We start from the raw sequence: 22,905 nt of genomic DNA on the forward strand, positions 1-22,905 counted from the left end.
CGAACTGCGGTTCTGCTTGAATTCAGAAACTAATTGCGATCCGACCTGTTTTCGGGCTCCGTCTCATCTTCCCCCAACGGATCGCGTGCCGCGTCCGCGAACTCTCGCAGCCACGCTCTCGAACTTGTCTCGGTCAGCCTGCCTGAAAGGGTGTCAATAAGGAGATCGACATCCGCGTTCAACTCTTCTGGCTCAACCCAATTTTCGCCCGCCTGCTGGAAGACGACGTCATTCAAGGCCTGGAGATCGTCGCCAAATGCTTCTCTCACTTCCTGGCGCCGGAGAATGGGGGAACCAGATAAGCGATCGGGCGAACCCCTTTCGGATTCGGATAAGCCGTCCTGGTACTTGCGCGAGCTCGTCGGAGGTCCGAAATAGCCGCTTTGGCCAAGCTTTTCTTCATCGATATCGAGATCAATGTTATCTGTAAATTTGGCGCGGGCGTCTTTGGTCTCGACACTCACATCTTCGCCCCCAGCCGCATAATGCGCGGGTTTACGCCGCGGCTGCTGATCGCCTGCATCTTCTTCTGCCACTCCAGATTCGCGCTTCTCATCGAGGTCCAGCCGGCGACGCAGTTCATCGAGGGAAGAAATATAAACGTGACGAACGCCTTCTTTGACGATGAAGCTCAAACCTTGTGGCGTTCGGGCGCGCTTGATCGCAACAAGATTGAGGTCAGCCCCAAATTCGACGGCACTCGTCCTATCACGCGGCGTGGCAGCACTCACCGGCGGCGCGCGAAAACCCATGCGGTCACTGTCACCGATCGTCCATTCGACCGGCTTCAAGCACGGCTTCGGCGCCGGCTGGAACTTTCGTACTTTCGCGAACATCCGCTCGCCGCCGGCGTCCAGTTTCATGATCCGCATCATCGGCATGCCAGTCACCTGGAGGATCGCCTCTTCCGGCTTCATCATCATCAGCGTGTTCACCGGCAGAAGATCGACTGACACCGGTACCTTGGAGATCGACCGCTGCCTGCGGCCATGCCGATAAGAATAGGACGATTGTTCGACCCATTCGGTGGTTTTCCCGGCTGCGAGCGAGACGGCCAGCGCATCGTCCTGATTTTGGAAATTCATGAAGACCTTGATCGTCGACGCCCCCATCAGGATCTTCTGTCCGGACCGCTGATACAATCGCTCGAGCTGGGCGCCGTCCTGAAGAATGAAGACGAAACGCACGCCGTTCTTGCGGATCAGGGGGGCGAGCGTCAGCACTGTGTCGATGCGGCCGCCATTGCCGAACTCGTCAAGCATCATCATGACCTCATGCTCGCCGTTGGGCAAAGGACCCATTTGGACCAGCTTATCGGCCATTTGCTGGATGAACATCGAGATCAGGCGCTCATAGATCTGGATAGCGTTCCAGTCGGCCTGGATATAGATGACCATCTTGCGGCGGCGAATGCGATCAATTGGTATGGTGGTGATCGAGGTCAGCGCCTCGACCAGGGGATTTTGGAGGAAGTTCAGCTTTGCGACGATTTCGGCTGCAATCCCTTCTCCCAGCTTCTCATGACGCCCGGCAAATTTGGTGAGCTGCATTCGGGTCTGGTCAGACAGGACCGTCTCGTAGTTTTCAAGCAACTGGACGATCGCCTTGCGCTCGTCGGACATCGAGTTGAGAATGCGGTAAAGTTCGCTGAGCGACTTGCGGCTATCCGGGCATTCGAGCACGAAACCAAGCATGGCCGTCAGCAGGATCCTCGCGCTCTCTTCCCAGAAGTCGGATGAATCCGAGCGCAGCCGCTCCGGCAGCAGCATCTGGGTCAATTTCTGCAGGTCGGTGATCCGCTGGTGGGGATCCTGACTGATCAGGTCGAGCGGATTGTAACCGTCCGTAAATTTCGATCCCGGCGCCAGCAGAAAAGTCTCAAAACCCTTGGCCTTCAGGTAACCGGAGGTCTCGTTGTACAGTTCACCGCTCATGTCGAGCACGATCTGAGAGCCTTCGAAACTCATCATCGAGGGGATAACGAAACCCCGCGACTTCCCCTGGCCGGGCGAACCGATCAGCATCACGTGCTGGTCTCCGTCATTGCGCAGAAGAAGCCCCTGTTTCAGACCAAGTACGATCCCGCGCTTGTCGCGCAGGCGAAAATCTGCCGCATCCTTGAGGGTTGCCAAGCGCGCCTTGCCCATGATCATCCGTTGGCGCTTCTGGATCGTCGCTCCGATCGGAAAACCGACAAGCCCGGCGGCTGCGGCAAGACCGGCAAGCGTCGCAACCACGGTCTGTCGTGAGGGTTTTTGATACACGCCATTGACGTCGGTCGCGCCAAACGGTGCCTGGTACATCGCGGCGAGATGACTGCCATAGTAGCTGGCGATTTCCGCATGCTCGCCGGCGCGGGTGACGACGAGGTAAAACGCAATTCCATAAACAGCGACGGCGGCATAAGCTGCGGCAAAAACGAGGGCCGTTGAGGCGATCAGGCTGAACATCGACCGGACATGCAGGAGGTAGAGGATCTTACGCGACAGCGCCCTTCCGCCCTTCAGCATCCAGAGACACAGCAGGAAGAACAGGATTGGTGAGGCAAGCGCGAATGCGAGAAGCGACAATCCGGCAGTGTTGCGGGTATGAATAATCGACCAGGTATAGCGAAGGGCGTCAGTAAAGCGCACCTGGCTTACATAGTCGAAATACGACGGTGACCCGAATGAAACGACATAGGCGTCGTAGATCAAGGTGAAGAAGACAAGCCAAATCACGACGGCGCCCGATAGCGCGACGGGCAGTGTCAGGAAGGACAGTTTCTGCAAGCTCGTCCATTTCGGGCGGTCAATCTCTCCGTCCGTGTACACGCTGGCCATGTTCGTCAACCTCGTCGGCAAAATAGATCTCGCTGACGCCGCGCCCGCCGGCGGCATCGCTCTTTTTCAACTGGACAACGATCGGGATGATCGAGCGGATATAGCGGATGATGTCGTCACGCTCCATGCGGACATTGCTGTTGAGAACCAGCGTCGACAGCCGGTTGAAAGCATGGTGCGGCGAGTTGGCATGGATTGTTGACATAGAGCCCGGGTGACCGGTGTTGATGGCGTTCAGAAAGTCGAACGCCTCGTCGCCACGCAGCTCGCCCATGAAGATGCGGTCGGGCCGCAGGCGAAGCGACGTGGCGAGAAGGTCGCCCATCGTCACCCTCGCTTCTCCTTGCCCCCCCTTCGAGACCAGCAACGAAACAACGTTTTCCTGGCGTGGCTCGAGCTCGGCCGTATCCTGCATGAGGACGAAGCGCTCGTGGTTCGGGATCGCCGTCAGCATCGTGTTAAGGAAAGTCGTCTTTCCAGTGGACGTGCCACCGGAAATCAGCATGCTTCGATGGTTGGCGGCTGCCTGTTCCAGGAAATCTCGTACCTTCCCTTTCCGCAACAGTCGCGAGAGTTCGACATCGACATCATCGAGATAATCGTCTCCGGTTACCTTCGTGAAGCGGAAGGCGCCCGCCTTCTCATAGTCGTCGAGGTCGAACCGTCGGATGAACTGCTTGCGGATCGAGAATGCGTGGCCGGTCGCAGAGGTCGGACTCAGGACAAACTGAACGCGCTCGCCACCCGTCAACGTGGCCGACAGAAGTGGATTCTCGGCATTGACCGTCTGCCTGGTGAAGGAGGCGGCGCGAGACGCCATGTGGCGGATCACGTCCTGTTCGAGGCCCCCGATCTCGTGGCGCACCATCCGAAGCTGACCGATCTTCTCCAGCCAGATTTCATTGCTACGCTGGCACGAAATTTCCACGACAGCAGGGTCGTCGAGGAAAACCCGTATGGGTTCGAGCGCCTCGGCAAGAAAGTGCTGTTCGGCAGAGATCTGGGGGCGCGCGTTCATTTCCCGTATCTCACCTTGCGAAGGCGCTCGAACTCTTCGCGCACCGGGTCGGGATAGAGACCCGCGAAATCGAGATCCCGCGTCACGAAAACGTTGATATCCGAACCTTGAGGAATGTGGATGGTCGGACGAATGTTGCGGGAATCCTCGAACGCCGTTGCTGCCATTTGCTGGATACCCGAGGCGATGGTTTCGGCGGCAATCGAGCGGACGCGGTCCTGGGATGACTCTCCGTTGTCCTGAGGTATGCGGGTGACACTGCCATTCTCGTTGATGATGGTAATGTCGCGATCCTGCCTCTGACCAAGCTGCGCGATGTACTGAGTCGCGCCGCCAATCAGCGTCATCAGCGCCGGGGGTCCGAATCGCTCCCAGTTCTTCCGATCAACGACACCGGTCATACCAGAGCGGCCAAGACGGTCCGTGCCATAGGAGCCCAGCTGCACCGAGACCCCGTCGCCGCGGATCATTCGTGTCCAGACAATCAGGATGCGCTCCTGTCCCCTTTGGACACCGGATTTGTAATCGCCGATGAGTGACGAGCCAGCCGGAATCAGAATTCGGCGGCCATCGAAGGAATAGACATCCTCCCGCACAATCCCCTTCACCATGCCGGCGAGATCGGAATTGATAGCTGTCTCGAGCGTCCCTCGGATCATCGTCCCCTGTGGTATCCAGGCATCCGTGCGGCGGTTCTTGGTTGCGGCCGACACCTCCACACCCTGTGCACTCATCGACTTCAGGAAGGCACGATCGCTATCGACTGCATCTCCGCTCGTAGCGCCTGATTGACCCGGGTTGCTGTTCGCACCGAACATATTCGCTGATGCATCGGACGACGTCGTCCTTCTGGTCTGGTCCGACTGATCGAATACCATTGCAGACGAGCGGACGCGTTCAAGCAGCTTGGCCTTTCGCTCCAGCTCAATGCACTTGGGGTCGTCCGGGTTTTTGCCTCGGGAGCAATCGACCTCGGCAGGAGGCGCGACAGGGGCGGCGGCGGGAACGCGCGGGGCCGGTGGCGGTGGCGGAAGTGGTGGCGCTTCCGGAACCTGGACCGTAGGCAGCGGCGGTGGTGACGGTGTCCTGAAGCCTTCGTTCCTAGGTGTCTGCACCGGTCGGAACTCCTCACGGGGCGTCGCGTCGATTGTCGGTTCTTCTTCCCCACCCGCCAGAAGGAAGTAGAGAACAACACCAACGCCAGCAATAGCGACAACAACTGCGAACGGCCGCATCAGGCCTATGCCACCGCGCCTCACCTGCCCGCCAATGGACGTATCGGTGTCTATCGAATGGTAGTTGGGGTCCGACATGGCGCGCCTCCTATCTTGATAGCGATTGCTGGTGGGATGTTCCTCTGCCAATTCGCTTCGGCGATACCGCGCCTTCAATTGGCGCCGGAATATCGGCAGGGGCGGTGCGGAGATTGAAAAGGCAAGTCTCGCTCTCGGTGCCGAAACGCAGCGTCCATTGCCGCGAGACCTTGTCGATGACGATGTAATCGGCCTCGCGGCGGTAGTTCACGAGGCTCTCGCGGCGCTTGCCGTCGACAATGAAGATCGCCGGGATGTCGCCGGTGAATTTCATGAAGGTCTTCAGCCCATCGTCGAAAACCCAGAGCGGCTTGGCTCCATCGCTTCCCTTGAAGCCGTAGTCGTAATTGACCTTGTCACGGCGGATGTTTTTGATGTTAGGATTGCGTTGGGCTGCCTCAGCCTGCTTCCACAGTTCTGCCGTGCCCTTGAGGCCGGCGTCCTCCGGATAGGTGAACCGCAGCTTGAACGTCTGGTTCTGCATGGATTTGGTGTCGTTGACACGCAGGTCAAAGGAGTAGGTTCGCTTCGTCGTGACCACGGACAGATTGGTGACCGCATCCTTCTCCATCGGTTTTAGGGTCAGGGAGCGCCGATCAGCCGAAGTGAGGATCTGCCAGGAGACTGTGTCACCGGCCACGACCTGGGTTATTTCCTCATCCGCTCCGAAGAGGATTGTCGTCACCAGCCCATAGGTACCTGTCACGAGGAACACCTGCTCGGCCGAATAAGCAAGCGACCTTATTCTCGGATCGAGGCGTCCTGGCCTCGCGACCAGTTCGGCATGTAGGGCCAACGGCCACAGCAGCATGAAAAGAGAAACAAAAACCGTCTGCCTCATCATGGCGTAATCCCTGAGGGCATGGTCTCGGGGACTTTCGCATATTCGGTCACGACAAAACCGAGTGGATTGTAGAGGCGGACGCGGTTGCTGGCGGGCAGGTTGATCTGCCGGTAGCGTATGGTCGCCGACCAACGCGTAACGACGTCACCACCGCGACGCCGTTCACGTGTCTCGAAACGAACAGACATGGTCGATGGATTGAGCGGATTGACCGAGAGGATCTCCGGCCGGATTTCGCCGGTCGCACCAAGCAACTTGACGGGGCCTCGGGGATTGGAGGGGTTCATCCAATCCTCGTAGTCCTTGAAGGCCTGCGAGCCCGGTTCCGACCACAGCGCGATCATGTCGAAATTGTCGGAAAGATAACGGGGATCGTAGGTTTCGCGTCGGATGACGTAATTGCCGGCGAAGGCAGCGCGGACGGCCTGGTTTTCCGAGACCGTCGCACGGTCTTTATCGAGTGTGGTCACCGTTTCCATATAGCCGGTGTTCCGGTCAACGATCAGAGGTACAACCTCGGTGCGCACCAGCGGAAAGAGCTGCGCCACTGAGAACGACAGAACGCCAGCAACAGTCCAGCCGGCCAAGGCAAACAGCAGGAGGATGAAACCGATCAAGGTGCGGAGAGAGCGGTTGTTCTCACCCCAGGAGAGGTGCTGATCGTAGAGGTCCTCCGGACCGGCCATCTGGTCGACCGGCTCTGATCGCAATTGTCTTCTGAACAATGTCAAGTTCTGTCCCCAAAATCATGATCGTCGTTAATGTTGCGGCCCGCTTGAAGAACGGATGCGCTGTCCGCATGAAAAACCTGAATGACCAGAGGGTGTCTCACCTCACTCGCCGTTTCGCCGGCGCATTGTCAGCATCCGGCCTAGCGCGCCAGCGCCCGTCATTGCCCCGCGGCCCGAAAGCGAAACCGCCGTCAACGCGCCTTTTGGACCCGCCAGCATGGCAAGGGCCACCGCTCCGGCCTGCCCGCCTCGCGAGGTGCTGGAACCTAATCTTTCGCGGGCAGCGCCGTATAGCGCACTGGCGCCGCCTCCGCCGGGAGTGACTGCAGTCATTGTGCCGTAGGCGAATGTTCGCGCGAATTCCGGAACCTGAAAAATGAAATAGGAGATCAGCGCCAGATAGAGCACCATGGCGAGCACGATCGCTAGCGCGTTTTCCCTCGTCGCCATGTCGCCGTTTATCGTGTCCATCATGCCAATCAGAAACCCGAAGGACAGTCCGGCCATGACATAGGTGAAAAGCAGCATGAACATGCCATAGGCGATGCCCCTCACCCAGGCGTCGAAGACGAACCGCGTGATCCGGAAGAAATAGGAGAGGATGGCGATCGGGCCGATCGCCAGCATGACAGCGGTGATCATTTTGGCAAACAGCGTTACGCCGGTCAGGATCAGCAGCATCGGCAAGAGACCGAAGACCAGAACTATGAAGACGACAACCGCACCGGTGACGTTCGGCAGCCATCCGGATTCGTAGGAATTGAAGAGCTGCATGGCGAAGTCGTAGACCTTGCGCGACATGCTGGCGACCTGCGCGGCAAGATCGGAGCCGGCGGACTGCCCGCCCATCGCGGAGGAAATGGCAGCACCCAGATCCTGAGGCGACGTCAAAATGAACTGACCGATATTGTCGTAGAAGGTGGCCCAGGACATGACCAGCGCATAGGCAAGCGCGAGCTTTGAGGCAGTGATCGCCATGTCCTGAACTGAGACGCTCGAAAAGCCAAGCGCGGCCCAGAGAAAATAGAGGATGAGGAACAAGGCCAGGATGGATGAGACGAGATCGCCATTCTCGGCGAACAGACCCCACGCTCTCTCAAGCGAGGCCTCGTTGATCCTGTCGAAATACCGGAGTGCGTCGCCGTAGAAGTTGATCGCGTAACTGACCGGATCCATCATCCCCCCTCTTAGGAATTAACGGGCCGCATCGGACCGCAATCGTTGCTGACGATCCGCGCAAGCGCCTGTTGCGGCGGCGCGGCTTTCTGCTGTTCCGCGTAGCCGAGGGCTGGGACGGGGTTCTCGTCAGCCGAACATTTCGCCAGCTGTTCAGACTTGCCGCCGCACCCGGACAAGGTCGCGGTGGCCAGTATCACCAACGGGACGAACCTCACTGGGTCTGCTCCTCGAGTGCCTTGAGCTGGTCGCGGACCGATGCCCCGTCAGCGCCACTACCGCCATCGCGCATCACGCCGTCCGGAAGCGTCGCGAAGGTCTTAAGGTTTTGGGACGAGGTCGCGAGTGCCGCCTTGTACTGCTGATTCAGCAACATCACCTGGTTGTTGAGGGAGCCGACGGCTTCGTTTGCGGTCTGGTTGCCCTGGAGCACCATCTGTGTGTTCTGTTCGAGCGCGCCCTTCAAATCCTGTGCCGTGCCGATCTGCTCCGTCGCCTGCATGAAGGCGTTCTGACGCTCCTTCGTGGCGCTGTTCATTGCGTCGGTCAGGGCAGTCAATGTCGTTAGCGCGTTGATGCCCTGCGAGTAGGCCTGGTTGGCGCCGGACAGCTCCCCTCCCTTGACGGTATCGACCGCCATCCTCACCAGATTGAGCCCGTTGATCAGTTTGGCGGCGGTGTTCTGAAATTCACCGCTGATGCCGCCGAACAACGCTTCGTTTCCTGACAGGATGCTGCTGAAATCCGGCGCCTGTCCCATGCTGAAGCCGTTACCTGTTGCAAGTTTCGCGAATTGGCTTGCATCCTGCGATCGGTCGCCGGTTATCGCCTGAAGCGTCTTCGTCGTGTTATCCTTGACGATCGAGGTGTCATCCTGGATCTGCTTCGAGAGTTTTTCGATTTCCCTGCTGACCGCGATATTGTCCGCGTCCTTGACCGGAACCTGCGCGAGCGCGTCCGATGTTGCGGTGATGGCAAGCGCTGCGGCGATAACGAATTTTTTCATCTGCCTGTCCTCTCTCTTCCTGTTCAATTTGCCACCGGCCGGGCATCGACGACCGTCACCAGCCCAAGCGCCGGATCCTCCACCACCGAGAAGGTGGCGACATCGCCACTGGCGCGAGCCTCCTCCTGGAGGTCTTCAAGCCAGCGCCTGATCTGGTCGGTGGTCGCGGTGGATGGCACGGCAAAGCATTTGACATTGCCGGTATCGATGGTCGCCGAGGGGCACTGGACCTCGGCCATTACAAGGGAACCATCGTGTTCGCCGGCGTTGCCGCCACCTGAGCCACGCAGACCCGCCGACGAAGACTGGAGCCCTGCCTGCAGGCGCTGAAGATATTGCTGGTTCGCCGCGAGCGACTTGCTTAAAAGCTCGTTCCAGACCGAACTCCGTTCGGCCTGCGCCTCAGTATTGCGATCGATCGCCTTTTTCAGCTGCTCGCCGCATCCACTGACGTCACTGGCGGTTTCCCTCTCGACGCCCTCGCCCGGAGGACTTCTGTCGCCGTTCTCGGCCTTGTTCCGGCTATAGTAGTATGAGACCTTTTTGACGTAATCCTGCGTTTCGGGAATATCGGGAATTCGGCCGTTTTGAAGCGACTGGCGATAGGGTCCGGCATTGTAGCCGGCGGCGATCAGGTCGTAGCGATTACCGAACATGCCCTGCAGCTGCTTGATGTATTTCGCACCTCCACGAATATTGTCGCGGAGGTCGTAAGGATTGACACCAAGCCCGGCCGCGGTGCCCGGCATCAGCTGCATGACGCCGGTCGCGCCAACCGGTGAGCGCGCGGATTGGCGAAAACGTGACTCCTGCTCGGCAATCGCCAGCGCAAAGTTCGGATCGACGCCCTGGCGGATCGCCTCGTCTGCAACCAATCGGGCGACTTCCTGCTGGCTATAGGTGCGCTTCGACCGGCCGGCCGGCGCGGCTTCACCGCCGATACCCTCGGCCGAGCAATCGGTTGGCGCACCAGAGCCCTGCCCGGGCGCAACACTGTCCGTGGTTCCGCCGGACGCGCCCTTCACGCTTCTCGTGTCTGACTGATAGGTCTTGTACCAGTTCTCGGTCTCGTGCTGGATATTGCGGCGGGCGTCGTCGTTCACCGGTACCTGCGCTAGCACCGCGACTGGTCCGAACACGCTGGCCAATACCACGGCACTGACGGTTGCCAGTTCAGGAAGCCTTGCGTTGGTCATCGGACGCATCCCCCTCCCAGTCGCAAAATTTCGAGAGCCAGTTCTTCGGATCGTCGCCATATTCCTCGCGAAGCATCTCAACTTCGCGGACGGTTTCTTCTCGGCCGGAAAGGACCTTGATGAACTCCGGCATGTGGGACATGTCGACACGCGCGATCACGCTGCTCTTCGCGTGCTTGATCAACATGAAGCGTGAGGCCGGATCACCATTCTTGACCCAGTCGAATTCGGCCCTGGAAAGGCCGAAGTGCTCCATGTAGGAATTCTCGTCCGCCTTGGGATTGGCGAAGAAAATGTTGGTCGAGGTCTGTTCGATGATCGTCCGGCTCACGCTCGACTGCACCACGTCATCAGCGGACTGCGTGCCGAAAATTACCAGACCATTTCGCTTTCGGATGGTCTTGAAGTAGTCCTTCATCGTGCGCTTGAACTCGTCGTCGTCGAGCAGCTTCCATGCTTCGTCCATCAGGTTGATGATCGGCGCCTTACCGTCATAGACTTCGTCCAACCGGTGGAACATGTAGAGAAGTGCTGCCGTGCGAACCGGTGGATCGTCGAGGATCGACGTCATGTCGAATCCAACCATCGGCCGCGAGATATCAAGGCTGTCGTCGGGGTTATCGAAGAGCCACGCATAAGGGCCGTGATCGACCCACTTGTCGAGCCGTGCGATCAGGCTTCCCTCGGTCCTTTCGCTTCCGGCGAGCAGGGCACGAAGTGACGACAGGCTGCGATAGGACCGATCCCTGGTTTTGAGGACCGACTTGATCGCCGTGCGGATGATGGTCTCCTCCTGCGGCGTCAGGCTCTCGCCTTCCTTCGACGGCTTCAGCATGAAGCTTAAGAGCTGATAGAGGAAGACGCGGTTATCCTCGGTATCATCAAGAAGCAAAGGGTTCCAACCTGACGGCTCGCCGGGTTCGAGCGTCATGTAGGTCCCACCCGCCGCGCGAACCATGATGTCGAGACCGCGGTCCTTGTCGAAAACAATCGTCTTGAGACGCGGGCTGACCCGGTAGGCCTGGAGGATCAGAAAAGCCATGATGACGGTTTTGCCGGAACCAGTCGGCCCGAATACCGTCGTATGTCCCACATCCCCCTGATGGAAATTGAAGAAGAACGGTGTGCCCGACGTCGTCTCAAATATGGTGATCGCAGGACCCCAGTGATTGCCGTCCGGCTTGCCGTAGGGATAGGCGTGGAAACTGCTCAGGCCCGCGCAATTGAGCGTCGAGATCACCGCGCGCCGGGCGATATAGGCCTGATTTCCGGGGAGCTGCGCCCAATAGGCGGGCTCCGCGTTTAGATCCTCACGGACATAGGAAGCGCCCAACGCACCTAGCTCGTTGCCGATGAGAGCAACGGCATCGTCAAGCTGAGCCGGCGATGTCGCAATCGGCATCACAGTCAGATGATGCTCCGCGAAGGCCACGCGCTTGCTCGCCAACTCGTCCCGCGCAGTATCGAGACTGGCCTGAACGCTGGAACCACCCTCGTCTGCCTTTGACAGCTGCCGATCGAGGCGCTCGATCCGGCTTCTTGCTGTGACGTCGTCAATGAAGGACATCGACTGCGTGAGCACCATCTCGAATGGGAGTTTGAGAATGTAGTCGAGCATGCCGGCGCCGGTCTCGGGCGGATATTCCTTCAAAGAGACCATTGCGGCGTAGCGGTCGTCGCCGGCAGTATCACCCTGAAGATGGATCGTTCGGTTGCCGATCGACGTGCGACGCGCTGGCAGCATGGCGTCGATGGGCAGGTTGCCGAGCCGGATGGGCCGCACACGAGCGCCATTCAGCAGCGTGTAGAAAAATTCGCATTGCTCCGAAAACCAGGCTTTGGGTGTACCCTCATCGAGCTCCATATTTTCAAAAAAGTCGCGATAGATCGTCTTGCCGTTTCCAAGGTCAACCTGGACACGCTGCACGTCACGCAGGACTTTGGGACCGTAGGCCGCGAGTGACTTCTCCAGTGCTTTCGTCGCCTCGACCAGTTTGTCTCGAATCGATCGAAGCAGCTCTTTCCGCACGACATCGCCTCCGATGCCCATGATGCGGGACAGTGCTGAGCCTCGTTTGAATAGCGGCCGCACAACGAGTGAAATGTAGGTGTCGTTGACGAACATCTCGTTCCTCGAGATGCTTGCCTGGTAGACATCGTCCAGACGCTGAATGAAAGGGTCGGCGAACGTAGCCGGCAAGGACGGTGCGACCTTACGCCTGACAACATGGGTGTAGAGCGCAAAGCTGCCGATCGAGGAAATGGCGCGAAACGCGGCGTTGCGCTGCCGCTGCAGCATATTGATCGTTTCAATATCGGCCGTTTCGAACGAGAAGCCGGTGAGACGCAAGGTCGATACCAGGCAATCGTTTTTCAGCCGGATAATGCCGTTTTCAATCGGGACATAGAAAGGAACGTGAGCCGAGATGCCGCGATCGGCAAAGATCTCCCAGCCCTTCGACAAGCTTCCCTTCAGCGATCGTGCCGTGGTGCCCATCGGTCAAGCTCCGTAGGTCCGGATGCCCCCGCCCAGCCTGCGGCCGAGGGGATTGACGCCGCACATGCTGCGGCGCCCGAGAATGTCAAAAAACCAGAGGTCGAGTTTGACCGTCAGCACGTAGAGAATGCCGTGCAGGGTGACGAAGGAGACGGGAAACCACAGAATGGAACCCAGCACCATGAACACCATGAGCGAGATGAAGCATTCAGCGAGGAAATAGGTGTAAGGGATCCCCATCACTGTCGGCGGACGCGTGAGGGCAAGGATGACAGGATAAGATTCGATGTAGTCGTCCCCGCCTGCGGCTTTGTTGGCAGAGTTCGTCATGATCACGACCCAGCGAGGAAGTCGACAAGCTCAGCGGCAGCAAACATGCCCGCGAGGCTTCCGCCGACCCGCAGGAGCGCTCCCCATGACCAGAAACCAAAAGCGGCAGCCAGGAACATGCCGATGAACGCGATCGCGCCCACCGAACGGCCGAAGGGGCCGGTAAAGAATTGCACCAGTCTATCGGCAGCATTCTCCAGCGCATCAAGGCTTTGCGCGGCGGCCGGCTCATATTGACTGACGAACAGGATCGAGGCCGCAAGCAATACCATAGCGACATGGCCGGCCCACTTACGGTTAAAAGGGGAGCGGCAGGTGACGCTGCCAACAAGGATTGCCGTGATCATTATGCTCATTGAACTACCTCTTCCGTGACGATTTTGACCGGGCCGCCGCGTTGGATCGCTTTCATTGGCTGTTGCGGGCTGTCGTCCGAGACAAGGGGCTTTGTGGCCGAGAAGACAAGCATCGGGGACCTTGCCCGGTCGACCAGCCCTGCGCGGCGGTGCTGACTGGATTCAGGGCTAGCCGTCGGCCTGGGTGTGTAAGGCAGGCTGGTTGCCGGCTTGCCGGTGTAGTAGCCGACGACGCGCGTCACATAGTCCGCGGTTTCGCGGATGAGCGGCAAGGATTGATGCGCATCGACACGTGGTTCTCCGGCATTATACGCGGAGGCGATCAGCACCGGGTTGCGATACTTGTCGATGAGCACACGCAGGAAACGCGTTCCTGCACGAATATTCTGTTCGGGGTCAGTAAGGTCATCGGCGCCGAAAGCCTCACCGATCTTTGGCATCACCTGCATCAGGCCGACGGCACCAGCCGAACTGACCAGGTCCGGATCGAAACGCGCGTTTTCAGCGCGCATGATCGACAGTACCCAGTTCGGATCGACCTTCTCCTCCGCCGCAATCTGCACCGCGAGTGTTGCGTATTCTTCAGGCACGCCGGAAAGCAGGTCGGGACGACCTTGCGTCGATGTTTGATCCGCGGCGTTGCCGGCGTCGACAGCTGGATCGCCGGCCCGTTCCCCTCGACCCGGCTCAAACGAGAAGACGCTGATCGGTGAGAACACGGAGTGGTCCCGCAATGTTCTCGTGTCGCGCGCCAATTGTTCCGATAGTTCAGGACCGGCAAGCCGGGATCGGGTCGTTGCTTTTACGACGAAGGCAAGATTTTCGGTGGCGGCGTTGATTTCGGCCCGCCCCCAATAACGTTCGTTGAAATTGGCGAGATCAATGGCTGGCGGCAATAGATGTTCGGGCGTCACACCAAGAAGCGATACCGCCACAGGTGTTGCCGGCGCGGCGCGCTCTTCCGAATGGTTGAGGGCAAAACCAATGGGCCGATCGCTAAGCTCGCGGCTTTCGCTTCTCCGGCGTGGATCATTCTCGGCGGAAGTCGAGGCAAAACTGGCCGCCAGAAGCAGTGACGTCATAGCGGGCCAGACCGTCCGCCGCGACGCTCTGGCTGTCGGGTTGCTCACAGAAGAAGGCGGGCTGTCATCCATTTCGAACGAGTCCATAACTTATACTGCCGTACAAGTTTTGAACTGCAATCCGAGCGGGAAATCAATCAAAAAATAGCACTGTAGTGCAAGTTCTGTTATGGGATGAGCCGAGAGTTCCTAAAATGCCCAATGAATTCAGTCGTGTACCCTTGACCATTGATCGGGCTTCCAGCGGTAAGAAATCTGCTCCCGATCGCCGAGAATACGAGCCAGTTTAACCGCAGTGCCTCCTTTGACGAGCACGGAGCCAGAATCGGCCCCTGAATACGCACGATAGATTCGGCACGTGAAATTCGGGAGTTCCCGCTGGATCCTGGAAGCAGGCCAGCAAGATGAAACCTGATAGGGAGAACGATCGAGATCCGTCTTCAGATCGCGTGAGACCTGCTGTACCGGGCCGAGTCGGTGGCGCCCAAACTGCGTACCGTACTCCAGCTGACACTCAACGATATTCGCTGGATAGTGTTTGCAGGCAGCAAGACTGAGATAGGCGTCGGGCGCTGGCGGCAGCGGCCGGGGCGGCTGCTCAAGTTGTCCGCACGCTGCCAAGGGGATCGCAATGGCCAACGGCCAAAACAGAGCTTTCAGGATTTCCACGGCTCACCTCCTAAGTTTCCTGCTGGTATCCGGCGTATTCGAGAGCCTTGAGATAGAGATCTCGCGCGAGCCCACAAAAGGATGACGACGGTTGCGCGGTGGCTCGTCAGTGGGAAACCGTCCTGCTGTTTCGCTTCGGAAGACCTTGCAGTTATCTGCGCAGAATCGCTGCCCGGCACCGTGCAACACGTGAGAGATGTCACCGGCAACGGATGGACACCGCTGCAAAACTTGTACTTCAGTATAATTTTGAGCAGTCATATACCAGATTCTCAAGAATGGAAAGTGCGATGAACTGCGGCAACCTCGAAGCAATCCAGTGGCATCCTCTCTTCCGAACGCCGACCTCTTCAGGCTGACAATCAGCCATGCTTCGCACGGAGATCAGCGAAATCATCGCCTCATCGAGAATACGAGGCTTCAAGCTGGTGCAGGGAGCCCACAGGCCGGGCTGTACCGAACGACGGACCGCCCATCACATATTCACACTCGATGTGAGGCTGCTTCCCGGCACCTCGCAACTCCGACAATTGATCAGCACTGTTCGCGCGGACGCGGGTTCACCTGATTACTCACCCGCTGCTTCTTCGAAACATTCAATCGCAGCTACGCGCGTCCACCTGTTTAAGCAAACACTCGTCCACCCAGACGCTCAGCCATTGGTTCGCTCACAGGCCGATTTACCGAGAAGCCAAACCGTCATTTGGTGGATCGGCGCTCCACCTATTCACTCACTTGCACAGACGCCTGCTACCTGATTCAGGGATACGCTGGTTCACCGAGCGGCCTGGTCCCTCAAAGGCCGACGCGCTGAGACCCCTGTTCGCTGTATTGGCCATCCACCCAACCAACCGGTTGCTCAACCGGCGGATCGGCATTTTGCCTATTCGCGGTTTCGCCCGTTCACCTATTCTCTGAAGAGCTGCTTTCCCGATCGCGTCTGGGGTCAATAATCCAAGGGGTCGCCTGCTCGCCTTAGAGACAATCGCCCCTCGGGCGAACGGCTATTGGTATACCAATAGCCTATCCTGCCATCTCCCACCAAAGCGGTCCGGGCGCCGTGCCCGACACGCCCATGTTGTTGCGGGTCGACAGACGAAGCAACAGCGAACACAGGCTTGGCATGTGATCCGCGCCGGAGCAGCAGCGAGGTGCGGGACCGGTTTGGTGGGAGATATGAAACGGGGCGTCGTCGTGAGTTGCGGGGATGTCGGTAGCCCGGCGTCGATTGCAAGCGAACGAGGAGACGGCGAGCGCGCCGCAGGTGGGGAGGATTGCGTGAAGCCGGGGCCGGAGAATGAGGACGCAGCAAAGCACAGTCCTTCTCTCGGTCTTGTGTGGAGAAGTCGCGGCAGCGTCCGCTTGACAGGCCCAACCTTCTCCGTTTGTGCCGCAACCGCGGGAAGGACGTGACGCGAATGGGCGGAGACCGTTCTCGGGCTCAGTGAGCGTTGCCCGCTTGCACCTATCGCCGCGGGCGGCTCGCTCAGATCATCCCTCGGAAACCCATCATCAGCATGAATCAATCAAGGCAGACCGATTCAAATATGTCGTTGGACGCGGAGTCCGCCTTGTCCGATTCTCCGTTTCATGATTGCACAATCCTACCAGATCTATGTCGAACGCATCGACGACAGGAAAAACATGGCCCGCTATTATGCCATGTCGATCGAGCCCAACCTGTTCGGCGAGACATGTCTCATCCGTCGATGGGGTCGTATCGGCGCGAAGGGTCAAAGGCGGGAGCATCATTTCGCGCGGGAGGAAGAAGCGGTCAGGCTCTTTCTTCAGCTTCTGCGAAAGAGACGGTCGCGCGGATACAGGCCGAAACCGCCTGTCCGGCAAGCTGAAATGCTGACAGATAGCGAAGGGTGCGCCAAGGGGCGACGCTGTTCCCACGGGATGGCCCGGCGTTAAAGACGAATGCGGATCCCACCGCTTCCCTCAATCAGGAAACGGGGCCCGTTCCGGTGACCGCGGATGCAAAGCGAAGCTTCGGGTTTGAACCGCCGGTCGATCCGGCGCGTCAGACCAGACGACAGGGCAAAAGCCGCCTCAGAAGGGTGGCTCGATGTCGATGACACCCTCCTGCTCGGCCATGATCACCGCCAACTCGGCGCATGCTAGTTCCAGCTCGACCTCGATTTCGCGGCGTTCGTCGCGGTACACGGCGTTTCGCAATTCGGCTCGCAGTTCTTCAATGTGTTGTTCCAGAAGCATCGTCGTCGTCTCCTTGACGTTTGTGAAAGACGACGCGCGCGGTCATGGGGGCGTGGCCGGGTCAAGGATCGCGCCCGCGACCGGCGGAGCCGGCGAGTGGGGGTGCCGATTTTGTTGGAGCGCAGGGTACCGGAGCGGAGGCAAAATTGGGGGGACCACTCGTCCTTGAGGCCGGCATGGCACCATGGCATCCTCGGACGGACTGAGCAGACATTTCCTCTCCGTATCGCACCCTGACCCGAGGACGGGCTCGATACCCGTCTTCGGGTAACTGACGTGTGATTAAGTGAATAACTGTGGAGATCCCGGGCTTTGCGAACGATTTGCCGCGGCGTGTCGATGACAGACCCGGTCGACAATGGCAGGGATTCTGCATCTGACACGATGCGGAGAAGAAAATGACCACGACCAATGAAATTGCCGACAAGATTGCCAGCGAGCATGGCCTCACCAAGGTTCAGGGAAAAGCTATCGTAGAGGCGGTGATCGCTTCGATCACCGAGGCGGCCGTGGCCGGCAACGAGACATCGCTGCCCGGCTTCGGCAAATTCAAGGTGAAGGACACTCCGGAGCGCGAGGCGCGTAACCCGGCGACTGGCGCGACGATCAAGGTTGCCGCCGCGAAAAAGCTGGCTTTTACGCCTGCCAAGGCTCTCAAGGATGCGCTGAACAAGTAATCTTACCAGGCAAGCAAAAAAAACAGCCCGGCAAGCGTGCCGGGCTGTTTCGTTCTAGGCTTGCATCAGCAGGCAGATGTCACGTTTATAAGATCCTGAATAATCGTATCGCTGACAACGTGATGCGCTTCACGGGCGTGATCGTCCAGCAGCCTGTGAAGAATGCCGGATGCCAGAGGTATGAAGTCGAAACCGCGCGCGATTGCCGCGGTGCGCAGTTGCGACAGTGTTTCGAACTCCCGAAACTCCGTACCCAGCCAGAGCTCCAGATCCTCGCCATCGGCATCCGGAAATGCCTGGAGGAAGAACGTCTGAAGCGGACGGTCGTAGCCGATGATGGCATCCGGGTCTGAGTGGCGGGATGCGGTCCGGGTGACAGTGATTGTGTAGCGGCTCATGGCGGTCTCCTTTGGAATGGGGAGGCCGACCCCGATGTCGGGGCCGGCGATCTGGATCAGGCCGGGCTGTTCCAGAGGATGACCTTCTTGCCCGGCTCGCCGCCGGGCGCCGGGGCGACGTTGCCGAAGATCACGCCGATCTCAGGCGCTTCGAGCTTGGTGGAGATGTATTCCTCGCCGGTCTGGCGGGAGATGCGGTTCCAGCCTGCGCCGATCTCAAAGCCGGTCTTGCGATGGATGATGCGGTAATCAGGGGCCTCTTCGCTCGCCTTGCTGGCATTCGGGACGAGGGCGATCGGGGCGTTGACCCGGATGGTGGCGAAGACGCCTTCGAGAGTGCCGTCGGTCTTTTCGGTGAGGGTTGCGATCGTAGTAGCCATGGGATTGTCTCCTTCGTTGCATCGGGACCATTCCCGATGGCGCCCGAAGAAGGGGCTGCGCCGCGGGCGTCACCGAAGCTTTAGCGGAGGGGAACCCCCTTGCGGGGTTGACGCTGATCGCGGCCGGTCCCTTAGAAAGGCGACATAAAGAACGGGAATGGTCCTTGATTGCGACGTCGGCCGGAGACCTCGCCCTGGCTGCCCTTGCGGACCCCGCCAAGTACCGCGCTCGTGGCATGCGTGAGTGGCATTCGGATCAACGGACCCCCGCCACCGGCCAAGCCGAGGGGACGCGAGTGATCGGGAACGTCATGATCCCAGTGTGACCGGGCCGGATGCGCCCCGCCTTGAAATACACCACGACAGATGACATATTGTACGCGACACTTGACGTGGAGAACGATAATGGCCCTCGCAGCTAAAGCCCGTTCCACAACAGTCGCTGGTGGAAAATTGCAGAAGATCGAAGCCCTGCTAGGCGGTTCGCGGGTGCTTGCGCGCCGGTTGACCAGTGTGCTTGATGCGCATGAACTGCTGTTGCACGGCCTGCCGGCCTCAGCGCTCGATCACCTTGTCGGCAATCTTGTCGTCATAGGCAAGAACGAATCGCTGGAAAAAGCGGTCGGCATGAGCCTGCGCACCTGGCAGCGCCGGAAGGACGCGCTGTCCAAGCCGCTCAGCCAGGAACAGAGCGGCCGGGCCTGGAAGTTCGCCGAGATCCTTGCCAAGGCGACGGATGTCTTCGGCTCGCAGGCGGAGGCCGAGCAATGGCTGGAACGCCCAGCGATCGGGCTTGATCAGCGCCGGCCGATCGATCTTCTCGGCACGCCCGCCGGCGTCGAATTGGTCGAGGATCATCTCGACCGCCTTGAATACGGCGTCTATGCATGACCCTTCTACCGATTGCGCTCGGCGGAACCAGGCTTGTGGCATGGCGGCTCGATCAAGCCATCCATGCGGCGACATGGGATAGTGGCGAAGGCGCCTATCGGGTTGGCGGACGCTGGAACAGCAAGGGCGTGCGGGCGGTCTACTGCTCGCTCGATCCAGCGACGGCGATCCTTGAGGTGGCGGTGCACAAGGGATTCCGGGCACTCGATACGGTCGCCCACATGATAACGGCGGCCGTCGTTGCCGACCCCACCGATGTCCACGTCGTTGATCCGGCGACCGTACCCAATCCCAACTGGCTGCGGCCGGGCATTCCCGGCGCGGGACAACAGGCCTTCGGAGACGCGCTGCTGCGCCGACACCGGTTCGTCGCGGTCCCCAGTGCGGTCTCGACGCACAGCTGGAACCTGATCTTTCTAGCGGGTGGCGGGGCAGGTGCCTATGCGCTCGAATTCCAGGAGGCGTTCGCGCTCGACACGCGGCTGCACCCACCCGGATCCTAGACCGTCGGGACGTGGATGAAGCCTGCTCTGAAGGCAGCGCCGCGACGGACATCAGTCCAGGCGGCAGAAGTGCCACCCCTGAAGTAAGGCAGCCACATCATGAAGGCCTTGCTGAAGCGGCCGAGGATCGGACTGCCTTGCTTTTTCACCGCGCACATCCTGCCATTCCCGAAGACAGGGATAACCGGTTACCTGGCTGAGGCGAAGTTCATGGCTCATCGTCGTAGCCTTCGCCGCGCGCCAGCCGATCGAGCGCATCTTCATGCCGATGCCAGCTAACACGTCGGCGTCCTGAATGCGTGATCCCGGCTTCAGGTCACACAGGGCGATCCTGAGAGACATAATGATGGCGGCTACGATTCAGAGGCCCTCTTCAACGTTGATCTTGAAATATGATGGCAAAATCTCCATACTGCCATCATTCCTATCAGTTATGCAGGAGGTGCTATCATGCCCGCCGTAACAATCCGAAACATACCCGAGGAAACGCATCGCGCCATCAAGATCCGTGCGGCACAGCATGGCCGCAGCGCCGAGGCCGAAATGCGCGACATTCTGGAAATGGCCGTTCGGCCCGCAACCCGTCTCCGTCTCGGCACGGCACTCGCCGAGGCCAGTCGTCGCATCGGCCTCACCAACGAGGACGTCGATGCCCTTGAACAGACCTTTGATCGCACGCCAGCCCATCCCATGGGCTTCGAATGATTCTGCTAGACACCAATGTCGTCTCGGAGACGATGAAGCCTTTTCCGAGCCAAATGGTACAGCGCTGGCTCGACGAGCAAGCTGCCGAGACCCTCCATCTTTCGAGTATCACGATCGCGGAGGCCATGTTCGGCATCCGCACCATGCCCGATGGTCAGCGCAAGCAGAGGCTCGCGGAGGCTCTCGATGTCTGGATCGGCCTGTTCGAGGGACGAATTTTGCCCTTCGATCTCGATGCCGCCAAACACTATGCCAATCTCGGATCTTCGGCCCGTGCATCGGGGAAGGGATTCCCGACACCCGACGGCTACATTGCGGCCATCGCTGCATCTAAGGGCTTCGCAGTCGCGACCCGTGACGCCAGCGCGTTTCATGCCGCTGGTCTTGAAGTCATCGATCCCTGGACGGCCGAGTGAGGGCGACCCGTCACCGGCAAGTGCGATGATCCGAGCATAGTCGATGTTGCCGGCGGTATACGTCTGAAGCGTCGCCTCGTCTTACTTTGTGCGTTCGATTGAAAAGAGGTTTCGGCGTTGCCGTGTGGGCCGCGCTTTCGGCTTCAACCGCTAATGGTGGCGACAACCGATCGAGGTGCCGCGATCCTGCCTCCGCCCGTCCTCAAAGCGAGCCGATCAACATCATCGCAATCGCCCTGCGGGGGGCCGAGCCAACCAAGGCGCGGTAACAATCACGACAAGCGCCCCGCAGTTCCTTCCGATAGGAGGCGGATCGCCCCGACTTTGGTCCCGCTGAGGATGATGGCTGGCGAAGCGAGACCCCGGACGGAGGCGTGGGTCGGGCGCGCCTGCACGCCTGCGACCCACCTTGGAGATGCTTGCGTTTTGACACAGGCTATCAGGCGCCGTCTCCTGAAGCCTGCCAGACCGGGATGCCGAGCTGGCGTGCCTTGTCGGCGAGATTGCCGGTGATGCCGTTTCCGGGAAAGACGATCAATCCGGCGGGCATGACTGAAAGCATCTCGTCATTGCGCCGGAAGGGCGCAGCCTTGGCATGTTTGGTCCAGTTGGGCTTGAAGGTAATCTGCGTCACTTGGCGCGCATCCGCCCAGCAGGCGGCGATGCGTTCAGCGCCTTTCGGCGAGCCGCCGTGCAAGAGCACCATGTCGGGATGCTTAGCATGCGCCTGATCGAGCTTGGCCCAGATGCGCTCATGATCGTTGTAGTCCATACCGCCGGCGAATGCGATCTTGGTTCCGGCAGGGATCAGCACCTCGGTTTCGGCGCGGCGTCGGGCGGAGAGGAAGTCCCGGCTGTCGATCATCGCCGCCGTCATGTTGGCGTGGTTGACCTTGGAGCCGCTGCGCGGCCGCCAGGACGATCCGGTCTGCGCCTCGTACAGGTCGGCACTGAAGTCGCGCATGAACTCGAAGCTGTTGCGGCGTTCCAGGAGCGTGATGCCTTCGGCGATGAGGCGTTCGAGTTCGACGCTCTTCACCTCCGAGCCGTCCTGCTCGCGCTGGCCGGTGCGTTGCGCCTCTTCGTTACGATCGAGTTCGCGCTGGATCCGTTCGCCGGCGCGATGGAAGAGATTGGGGATCGACCAGAAAAGGTCTTCGAGATCGGGCTCCAGGCGGGTGTCGCCGAGCATTTCTGCGAGGGCGTCGAAGAGCGTGGTGATCGATGAGCGGACTTGGGGCTCCTCCGGCAATGGCCGCGGATCGGGTTCGTCCTGGAAGGGGCGATAGCCGAAGACCTGCATCTCGTAGATGAAGCGGTCGGTCGGGGAGGATGTATGGTGGGGCTCGAAGGTGTCTTCGGGGTGAAGGATCAGGTCCATGGTGGTCTCCATCGGTTTGGGGCCGCGCCTCTCGCGGCCTGACGGCGAACCCGATCACGCGGGCCGAGGCCGGAACCGCAAGCGAAGTGCCGCGGCCCAGCGAAGCGCCGGGCGGCGGAGGGAGGGTTTCTTGATCCGCGAGGAATGACGGACCGCGCCTGCGGTCTGGCAGGGGAAGAAACCCGACCGACCCGCTGAAGGCCCGGAGGCCCGCGTGGTAAGGGTCGCCTCTCGGCAGGCCCGCGGGCGCGCGCCCATCCCGAATAAGGCCAATGGATTGCGCCTCGCCAGTGC

The 22,905-nt window shown here is 59.8% G+C and carries 24 protein-coding genes; 6 read left to right on the forward strand and 18 right to left on the reverse strand.

All coding sequences use genetic code 11. The annotated features are described in order from the left end of the window. Positions 1-29: 29 nt before the first annotated feature. The 13 genes from K7A42_RS12470 to K7A42_RS12530 all read right to left on the reverse strand — a co-directional run bounded on the left by K7A42_RS12470 (position 30) and on the right by K7A42_RS12530 (position 15,040). Entirely contained in the window at positions 30-2,822 is a 2,793-nt protein-coding gene (locus K7A42_RS12470; protein WP_282455292.1) for a type IV secretory system conjugative DNA transfer family protein, read from the reverse strand. Continuing rightward, positions 2,791-3,840, reverse strand: coding sequence for a P-type DNA transfer ATPase VirB11 (gene virB11 / locus K7A42_RS12475; RefSeq protein ID WP_282455293.1), 1,050 nt, complete (start codon positions 3,838-3,840; stop codon positions 2,791-2,793). Before virB11 ends, K7A42_RS12470 begins: the two co-directional genes overlap by 32 nt. Further along, positions 3,837-5,153, reverse strand: a complete 1,317-nt coding sequence (gene virB10, locus K7A42_RS12480; RefSeq protein ID WP_282455294.1) for a type IV secretion system protein VirB10 — start codon at positions 5,151-5,153, stop codon at positions 3,837-3,839. The genes virB11 and virB10 overlap by 4 nt, the downstream gene beginning before the upstream one ends. A 10-nt stretch (positions 5,154-5,163) precedes the next feature. Beyond that, positions 5,164-5,997, reverse strand: coding sequence for a TrbG/VirB9 family P-type conjugative transfer protein (locus tag K7A42_RS12485; protein ID WP_282455295.1), 834 nt, complete (start codon positions 5,995-5,997; stop codon positions 5,164-5,166). Next, entirely contained in the window at positions 5,994-6,728 is a 735-nt protein-coding gene (locus tag K7A42_RS12490) for a virB8 family protein (RefSeq protein WP_282455296.1), read from the reverse strand. Before K7A42_RS12490 ends, K7A42_RS12485 begins: the two co-directional genes overlap by 4 nt. Before the next feature lie 102 nt (positions 6,729-6,830). Beyond that, on the reverse strand, positions 6,831-7,907 hold the full coding sequence (locus K7A42_RS12495) for a type IV secretion system protein (RefSeq protein ID WP_282455297.1): 1,077 nt from the start codon (positions 7,905-7,907) through the stop codon (positions 6,831-6,833). Positions 7,908-8,118: 211 nt separating this feature from the next. After that, entirely contained in the window at positions 8,119-8,910 is a 792-nt protein-coding gene (locus K7A42_RS12500; RefSeq protein WP_282455298.1) for a conjugal transfer protein, read from the reverse strand. A 23-nt stretch (positions 8,911-8,933) separates the two neighbouring features. Next, on the reverse strand, positions 8,934-10,106 hold the full coding sequence (locus tag K7A42_RS12505; protein WP_282455299.1) for a lytic transglycosylase domain-containing protein: 1,173 nt from the start codon (positions 10,104-10,106) through the stop codon (positions 8,934-8,936). Continuing rightward, positions 10,084-12,603: a VirB4 family type IV secretion/conjugal transfer ATPase gene (locus K7A42_RS12510; RefSeq protein ID WP_282455300.1), complete on the reverse strand. Its 2,520-nt coding sequence runs from the start codon at positions 12,601-12,603 to the stop codon at positions 10,084-10,086. Before K7A42_RS12510 ends, K7A42_RS12505 begins: the two co-directional genes overlap by 23 nt. Positions 12,604-12,606: 3 nt before the next feature. Further along, entirely contained in the window at positions 12,607-12,933 is a 327-nt protein-coding gene (locus K7A42_RS12515; protein WP_077986004.1) for a VirB3 family type IV secretion system protein, read from the reverse strand. A gap of 2 nt (positions 12,934-12,935) precedes the next feature. Beyond that, positions 12,936-13,289 carry a TrbC/VirB2 family protein gene (locus K7A42_RS12520; protein WP_077986005.1) on the reverse strand — a complete coding sequence of 118 codons (354 nt, stop codon included), beginning with the start codon at positions 13,287-13,289 and terminating at the stop codon, positions 12,936-12,938. After that, a complete protein-coding gene (locus tag K7A42_RS12525) occupies positions 13,286-14,371 on the reverse strand; it encodes a lytic transglycosylase domain-containing protein (RefSeq protein ID WP_282455301.1) in 1,086 nt (361 codons plus the stop codon). The genes K7A42_RS12520 and K7A42_RS12525 overlap by 4 nt, the downstream gene beginning before the upstream one ends. Positions 14,372-14,578: 207 nt before the next feature. Beyond that, positions 14,579-15,040 carry a hypothetical protein gene (locus tag K7A42_RS12530; RefSeq protein WP_282455302.1) on the reverse strand — a complete coding sequence of 154 codons (462 nt, stop codon included), beginning with the start codon at positions 15,038-15,040 and terminating at the stop codon, positions 14,579-14,581. A 1,590-nt stretch (positions 15,041-16,630) separates the two neighbouring features. On the opposite strand from K7A42_RS12530, the gene K7A42_RS12535 reads away from it, so the two are divergent. Continuing rightward, positions 16,631-16,957 (forward strand): WGR domain-containing protein, encoded by a 327-nt coding sequence (locus K7A42_RS12535; RefSeq protein ID WP_051674328.1) that lies wholly within the window; start codon positions 16,631-16,633, stop codon positions 16,955-16,957. A 138-nt stretch (positions 16,958-17,095) separates the two neighbouring features. On the opposite strand, the gene K7A42_RS12540 is transcribed toward K7A42_RS12535, so the two are convergent. Then, positions 17,096-17,260 (reverse strand): hypothetical protein, encoded by a 165-nt coding sequence (locus tag K7A42_RS12540; protein WP_022557193.1) that lies wholly within the window; start codon positions 17,258-17,260, stop codon positions 17,096-17,098. A 398-nt stretch (positions 17,261-17,658) separates the two neighbouring features. Here K7A42_RS12540 and K7A42_RS12545 point away from each other — a divergent pair, with 398 nt between their 5' ends. Beyond that, entirely contained in the window at positions 17,659-17,937 is a 279-nt protein-coding gene (locus K7A42_RS12545) for an HU family DNA-binding protein (protein ID WP_006699033.1), read from the forward strand. A gap of 65 nt (positions 17,938-18,002) precedes the next feature. On the opposite strand, the gene K7A42_RS12550 is transcribed toward K7A42_RS12545, so the two are convergent. Both K7A42_RS12550 and K7A42_RS12555 read right to left on the reverse strand, forming a co-directional pair. Further along, positions 18,003-18,335 carry a hypothetical protein gene (locus K7A42_RS12550; protein WP_034499718.1) on the reverse strand — a complete coding sequence of 111 codons (333 nt, stop codon included), beginning with the start codon at positions 18,333-18,335 and terminating at the stop codon, positions 18,003-18,005. Positions 18,336-18,391: 56 nt separating this feature from the next. Further along, entirely contained in the window at positions 18,392-18,715 is a 324-nt protein-coding gene (locus K7A42_RS12555; protein ID WP_034499714.1) for a DUF736 domain-containing protein, read from the reverse strand. 405 nt (positions 18,716-19,120) lie between these two features. Here K7A42_RS12555 and K7A42_RS12560 point away from each other — a divergent pair, with 405 nt between their 5' ends. Both K7A42_RS12560 and K7A42_RS12565 read left to right on the forward strand, forming a co-directional pair. Continuing rightward, entirely contained in the window at positions 19,121-19,606 is a 486-nt protein-coding gene (locus K7A42_RS12560; RefSeq protein WP_034499710.1) for an antitoxin Xre/MbcA/ParS toxin-binding domain-containing protein, read from the forward strand. Beyond that, positions 19,603-20,109, forward strand: a complete 507-nt coding sequence (locus K7A42_RS12565; RefSeq protein ID WP_006699037.1) for an RES family NAD+ phosphorylase — start codon at positions 19,603-19,605, stop codon at positions 20,107-20,109. Before K7A42_RS12560 ends, K7A42_RS12565 begins: the two co-directional genes overlap by 4 nt. 51 nt (positions 20,110-20,160) lie before the next feature. Here the strand turns inward: K7A42_RS12565 and K7A42_RS12570 are convergent, their stop codons facing one another. Continuing rightward, positions 20,161-20,391 carry a hypothetical protein gene (locus K7A42_RS12570; RefSeq protein WP_128636328.1) on the reverse strand — a complete coding sequence of 77 codons (231 nt, stop codon included), beginning with the start codon at positions 20,389-20,391 and terminating at the stop codon, positions 20,161-20,163. A gap of 168 nt (positions 20,392-20,559) precedes the next feature. On the opposite strand from K7A42_RS12570, the gene K7A42_RS12575 reads away from it, so the two are divergent. Continuing rightward, entirely contained in the window at positions 20,560-20,814 is a 255-nt protein-coding gene (locus K7A42_RS12575; protein WP_064263079.1) for a FitA-like ribbon-helix-helix domain-containing protein, read from the forward strand. Beyond that, positions 20,811-21,230 carry a type II toxin-antitoxin system VapC family toxin gene (locus K7A42_RS12580; protein ID WP_006699040.1) on the forward strand — a complete coding sequence of 140 codons (420 nt, stop codon included), beginning with the start codon at positions 20,811-20,813 and terminating at the stop codon, positions 21,228-21,230. The genes K7A42_RS12575 and K7A42_RS12580 overlap by 4 nt, the downstream gene beginning before the upstream one ends. A gap of 439 nt (positions 21,231-21,669) precedes the next feature. Here K7A42_RS12580 and K7A42_RS12585 read toward each other — a convergent pair whose 3' ends face one another. Continuing rightward, the gene (locus tag K7A42_RS12585) at positions 21,670-22,611 is read right to left on the reverse strand and encodes a DUF2493 domain-containing protein (RefSeq protein WP_282455303.1); all 942 of its coding nucleotides are present in this window, start codon (positions 22,609-22,611) and stop codon (positions 21,670-21,672) included. Positions 22,612-22,905: the final 294 nt, after the last annotated feature.

Origin of the sequence: Agrobacterium sp. InxBP2 (genome assembly GCF_026191755.1) — a bacterium.
Taxonomy (GTDB): Bacteria; Pseudomonadota; Alphaproteobacteria; order Rhizobiales; family Rhizobiaceae; genus Agrobacterium; species Agrobacterium pusense.